Raw genomic sequence first — 4,304 nt, 5'->3', positions numbered from 1 at the left:
TGAATGTGTTCCAGAGATCCGCTGAGGAACGTCCCAATGGAGCGGCCATGAAGGTGGTTGCCCACGACCTCAAGCCGGAGGAGATGCAGGCTGTGGCAGCGTATGTGTCTACCATTGCATCAAAGTAGCCGCCACTTTCAGCCACAGTTCTTTGTGAATAATTCAGGATGGGAAAGGATCAACAAAAACTTCTAACAGAATGAAATGTATTCCAATTGTAGTTGCAGTAAAAAGTAGTGTGTTCTGAGCCATGGAGTCCAGGGAACTTTGCCCTGTTTTTAATCGCTGTATTTTTTTAAAAAGGTGTTTGTCATGCCCGATATTCTGCAAAAAAAACTCTCCCGCCGCGAATTGCTGAAAGGCGCTGCCATGCTCGCTTCAATAGGCGTCCTCGCGACTACAACGGCAATCACCAGCACCCCCGCAATTGCCGGGGTTCCCAAGGCTTCCATGCAGTATCGCGACACACCTAACGGGAAGCAGGACTGCACCAACTGTTCATTATTTGTTCCTGGCAGTTCCGCAAAAGCCAATGGCACCTGCAAGGTCGTGGACGGCTCGATCAGCCCGCACGGCTATTGTGTGGCCTTTGCGGCAAAAGCATAAGCGCCTTCTGAGCACAGACAGGACACACCACGATAGCGTATGTTAATTAACCGCATCATTGATCTGGATCAATGATGCGGTTTGTACCATGGCCTATATTAGCCACTCATTAGTGGTCTTGATGGAAAAGAGTGTGAACATGTCGAACAGCGCCAGGATGAAACAAGGTGACGCCGCGTTTTCGCTGCTTGATGAGGCGGCCATCATGGCCGCTGAGTTGCGTCATGACCCCTATGACTTTGCCTTTGCCGAGAGCGCAATCAACTCCCGTTTCAAGGATGAAGTGCTGGCCGATGCGCCGCGCATTCCTGATCGTGGGAGCTATGGTTTACCGAACCTGCACTATGGCCCCAGGTTCGGGGCTGTCATTCAAGACCTTCTCAGCCCGCGCTTCCGGCATCTCGTCGAGCAGAAATTCGATACCGACCTTAGTAACAATCCGCCTGTAATCCTCATGATGGGCAATACGACGGGGCATTACAACGAAGGCTACGCCCATCCCGATTCGAAACACAAGATCATCACCGTACTAGTGGGCTTCAGCCGTGAGTGGCCCTACGAACGCGGCCGGCTCAGGGTCTTGCGTAGCGCAGACCGCGAAGACTATGCATTCGAGTTTGCGCCGGAGTTCGGGCGGATGATCATGTTCCGCGTCTGCGATCATTCCTGGCACGGTTTCCTGCCCCAGAAAGGGCAACGCATGAGTCTCCAGCTATGCTACGTCGATTCGGAATCGTACGTCAGACGCGAGTATTTTCGTCACGGCGTAAGTGCTTTCGCCAAATCGGTGCCGCTATTGCGCAAGCTTATCGAATGGGCGCCACGTTAAGTGGCGCACCGCTATTTTCTGGGCAAAGGAGCGCAACCATGAGTTTTCCTCACGTGCCCGATGCGGCTGCGGTCGCCAGTCATTTCGGCCGTGCATTGCACGCCGCACGTCGCGACGAGACGCCTTACCGCCATTGGCTGCTTGACGACGTATTGCCGGAAAGTCTTGCCACAGCCGTCCTGATCCTGCCGATCGCGCCTCCGGTGATCGGTGATAGCCTGGGTGTGCGCGACATCGACAATAGTAAGCGGGCCTTCTTCACACCAGCGTTACGCGCAAGCTTTCCGACCTGCGGAGTGTTCGCCGATGCGCTGCAACGCCCGGAGATTGCCCGCCAGTTCGAGGAGACCTGCGAGATTGATGTCTCTGGCAGCTATCTACGCATGGAATATATCCAGGATACCGACGGGGCCTGGCTCGAACCGCATCATGATATTCCAGAAAAGTTGTTCTCCATGGTCATTTATCTGTGCACGGGCCCCGAGGCCAAAAATTGGGGCACCGATATCTACGATGCGGAGCGCCGTTGGGTCGGCCGGAGTTCGGCGGAGTTCAATTCGGCAGTGATCTTCGTACCCGGGGCCGATACCTGGCACGGCTTCGACCCGCGCCCGATCATCGGCGTTCGTCGCTTGCTCGAGATCAACTATGTCCGCCCGAATTGGCGTGACCGTAATCAACTTTCGTTTCCAGACCAGCCGATTAGTGTGGCGACATGAAAAATCAGGGCGAGCTTCGCGCCGGGATGATCGGCGATTACCGGAACGGGTTCTCTATGCAGCAGTCGCCAAAAACAGTGTCGCCATTCAATCAGGAAGTCGCCATGCCATGTCGCGACGGTGTGATCGCCAGGAGCTTCTACGGGACAAGTGGCGGGGCGGAGCATTTCATCTCCGTGGAAGCTCCTGATGGTTTCAGTCTTGGCGAGCAGATCGAACTTGTCCAGGAGCGCTACGCTGAAGCGAGAAGATCGCTTGGCCTGGCGCCCGATACTGCAATATTCCGGCGGATTTTCCTCAGCGATGTGTTGAACCAGGCCGCATTGGTTCGCGATAGCGATTTGGTTTGCGAACCGCTCGATAGCCCGGTAGCCGTCTCGATTGTGCAACAGGCGCCATTGTCCGGCGCCAAGATTGCGTTACTGGCGTACCACGTCGAAAGCCAGGGCCACTTCACAAAACATCGTCTTACGCCGAAGCACATGGTCGTCGAGAAGAACGGTTTCCGCCATCTCTGGAGCACCCGGCTCTGCGCCGGTGCCTGCGATGCCTCGACCTCGACAGTGGAAGTGCAGACGCGCAAGGTCTTCAATGATCTGATCGACACCCTGTCAAGCCAGGGTAGCACGCTTCGCGACCACTGCATCAGGACATGGATCTACCTCAAGGACGTCGATGTGTTCTATCAGGGAATGGTGGACAGCCGGAGCGAACTGTTCTCGCAGCAGGGGCTGACCAACGACACGCATTATATTGCGAGCACCGGCATTGAAGGCGCCTGTGCGCACCGATCCGATCTTGTTGCGATGGATGCCTATTCCATCCTCGGCCTGGCCCCGGAACAGATGTCATATCTCAATGACTTCGACCATCTGTGCGCGACCAAGGACTACAACGTCACTTTCGAGCGTGGCACGCGTATCGCCTACGCTGATCGTTCGCATCTTTTCATCTCGGGAACAGCGAGCATCGATCGCGCTGGGCGGGTCGTGCATCCGGGTAACGTTCTCCGTCAACTTGACCTGGCCCTCAGCAATGTTGACGCCCTATTGCGTTCAGGCTCAGCCAGTCTGGCCGACATGATGTACTTGCTCGTGTACCTGCGGGATCCGACGGATTTCGCGTGCGTTGACAGATATCTTGAGCATCGTTTCCCTGATCTTCCCATCCTCATCGTCCAGGGTTCCGTCTGCCGGCCGGAATGGCTTGTCGAAGTTGAAGGCGTCGGGGTCGTGACTAATGATGAGCCCACACTTCCCTCCTTCTGACGCAGCAGGCGCAGCGTCAAAAAGTATCAAGCAGCTTGCGATTTTGGCAATATGTCAGCATTGAATGGTGATCAGGAACTTCCTGCCAGGAAGCACGCAAATGTTTGATAAGCTTTCAATTCAATCGATGAGGCCTGGCAGAGTAAATGCCCATGTTAATTTTGAACGGCTCCTTGGTGCAAGGCAGAAATGTGGCAACATGGCTTCAAAATTTACCGGACAACGATATGTCTGGAATTGTGGAGGTAACGCAAGATGGACACGCATAACCAAACCGTGCAGGTGAATGGCAGGGAAATTCCAACGGATTCTGAAGGCTATCTTCATAACCTGGGCGACTGGTCCGAGGATTTTGCACGCGCCCTGGCAGAGCAGGAGGGGCTGGCTCTCACCGATCGGCACTGGGAAGTGATCCATTTTTTACGGACCTATTTCCATGAGCATGACGTGCAGGCCCAGGTGCGGATCATGGTGAAACATTTCAGCGAAAAATGGGGAGCCGAGCCGGGCAGCAACCGGCATTTGCATGACATGTTCCCCAGAGGCGGCCCCCAGAAGCAGGGCAACCGCCTGGCCGGACTGCTGCGCACCAAGGGCGAACACTGAAGGTCACGGCAGCCGCACCTGTTTCCAGGCAGTGAAGCGTATACTTGATTACGGGTATGAAGATCGTAAATTCCTGCGCCCGTCAGAGGCGGACGACCCGTCGTCTTGAGGTACCTAAATAAATGCCGGAAACCAACTTGCCCCACCTCTACATCAAAGGCCGACGTTTGCTGCCCATCGTGCAAGGCGGCATGGGTGTAGGCATCTCCGCGCACCGGCTGGCGGGCGCCGTGGCGCGGCTGGGCGCGGTCGGCACCATCGCCAGCATCGACCTGC

5 protein-coding genes and 1 pseudogene are annotated in these 4,304 nt (G+C 55.6%); all 6 read left to right on the top strand.

Translation table 11 applies throughout. The features are described from left to right. Positions 1 to 312: 312 nt before the first annotated feature. Positions 313 to 606: a high-potential iron-sulfur protein gene (locus EI185_RS17035; protein ID WP_124706348.1), complete on the top strand. Its 294-nt coding sequence runs from the start codon at positions 313 to 315 to the stop codon at positions 604 to 606. An 88-nt stretch (positions 607 to 694) separates the two neighbouring features. Then, positions 695 to 1,435 carry a 2OG-Fe(II) oxygenase gene (locus EI185_RS17030; RefSeq protein ID WP_223247910.1) on the top strand — a complete coding sequence of 247 codons (741 nt, stop codon included), beginning with the start codon at positions 695 to 697 and terminating at the stop codon, positions 1,433 to 1,435. 38 nt (positions 1,436 to 1,473) lie between these two features. Beyond that, entirely contained in the window at positions 1,474 to 2,154 is a 681-nt protein-coding gene (locus EI185_RS17025; protein ID WP_124706347.1) for a 2OG-Fe(II) oxygenase family protein, read from the top strand. Further along, positions 2,151 to 3,422, top strand: a complete 1,272-nt coding sequence (locus EI185_RS17020) for a Rid family hydrolase (RefSeq protein ID WP_223247909.1) — start codon at positions 2,151 to 2,153, stop codon at positions 3,420 to 3,422. Before EI185_RS17025 ends, EI185_RS17020 begins: the two co-directional genes overlap by 4 nt. Before the next feature lie 255 nt (positions 3,423 to 3,677). Beyond that, positions 3,678 to 4,028: a TusE/DsrC/DsvC family sulfur relay protein gene (locus tag EI185_RS17015; protein ID WP_124706346.1), complete on the top strand. Its 351-nt coding sequence runs from the start codon at positions 3,678 to 3,680 to the stop codon at positions 4,026 to 4,028. 122 nt (positions 4,029 to 4,150) lie between these two features. Beyond that, positions 4,151 to 4,304, top strand: a pseudogene (locus tag EI185_RS17010) (nitronate monooxygenase); the annotation flags it as partial.

This window comes from Sulfuriferula multivorans, from assembly GCF_003851125.1.
Lineage (GTDB): Bacteria > Pseudomonadota > Gammaproteobacteria > Burkholderiales > Sulfuriferulaceae > Sulfuriferula > Sulfuriferula multivorans.
The sequence above is the reverse complement of the archived record's forward strand: the minus strand, read 5'-3'. Positions and strand labels throughout refer to the sequence as shown.

Excerpts from the sequence above, each read along its gene's own strand:
- EI185_RS17015 (WP_124706346.1), top strand. The coding sequence starts at position 3,678 with ATGGACACGCATAACCAAACCGTGCAGGTGAATGGCAGGGAAATTCCA.
- EI185_RS17035 (WP_124706348.1), top strand. The coding sequence starts at position 313 with ATGCCCGATATTCTGCAAAAAAAACTCTCCCGCCGCGAATTGCTGAAA.
- EI185_RS17020 (WP_223247909.1), top strand. The coding sequence starts at position 2,151 with ATGAAAAATCAGGGCGAGCTTCGCGCCGGGATGATCGGCGATTACCGG.
- EI185_RS17025 (WP_124706347.1), top strand. The coding sequence starts at position 1,474 with ATGAGTTTTCCTCACGTGCCCGATGCGGCTGCGGTCGCCAGTCATTTC.
- EI185_RS17030 (WP_223247910.1), top strand. The coding sequence starts at position 695 with ATGGCCTATATTAGCCACTCATTAGTGGTCTTGATGGAAAAGAGTGTG.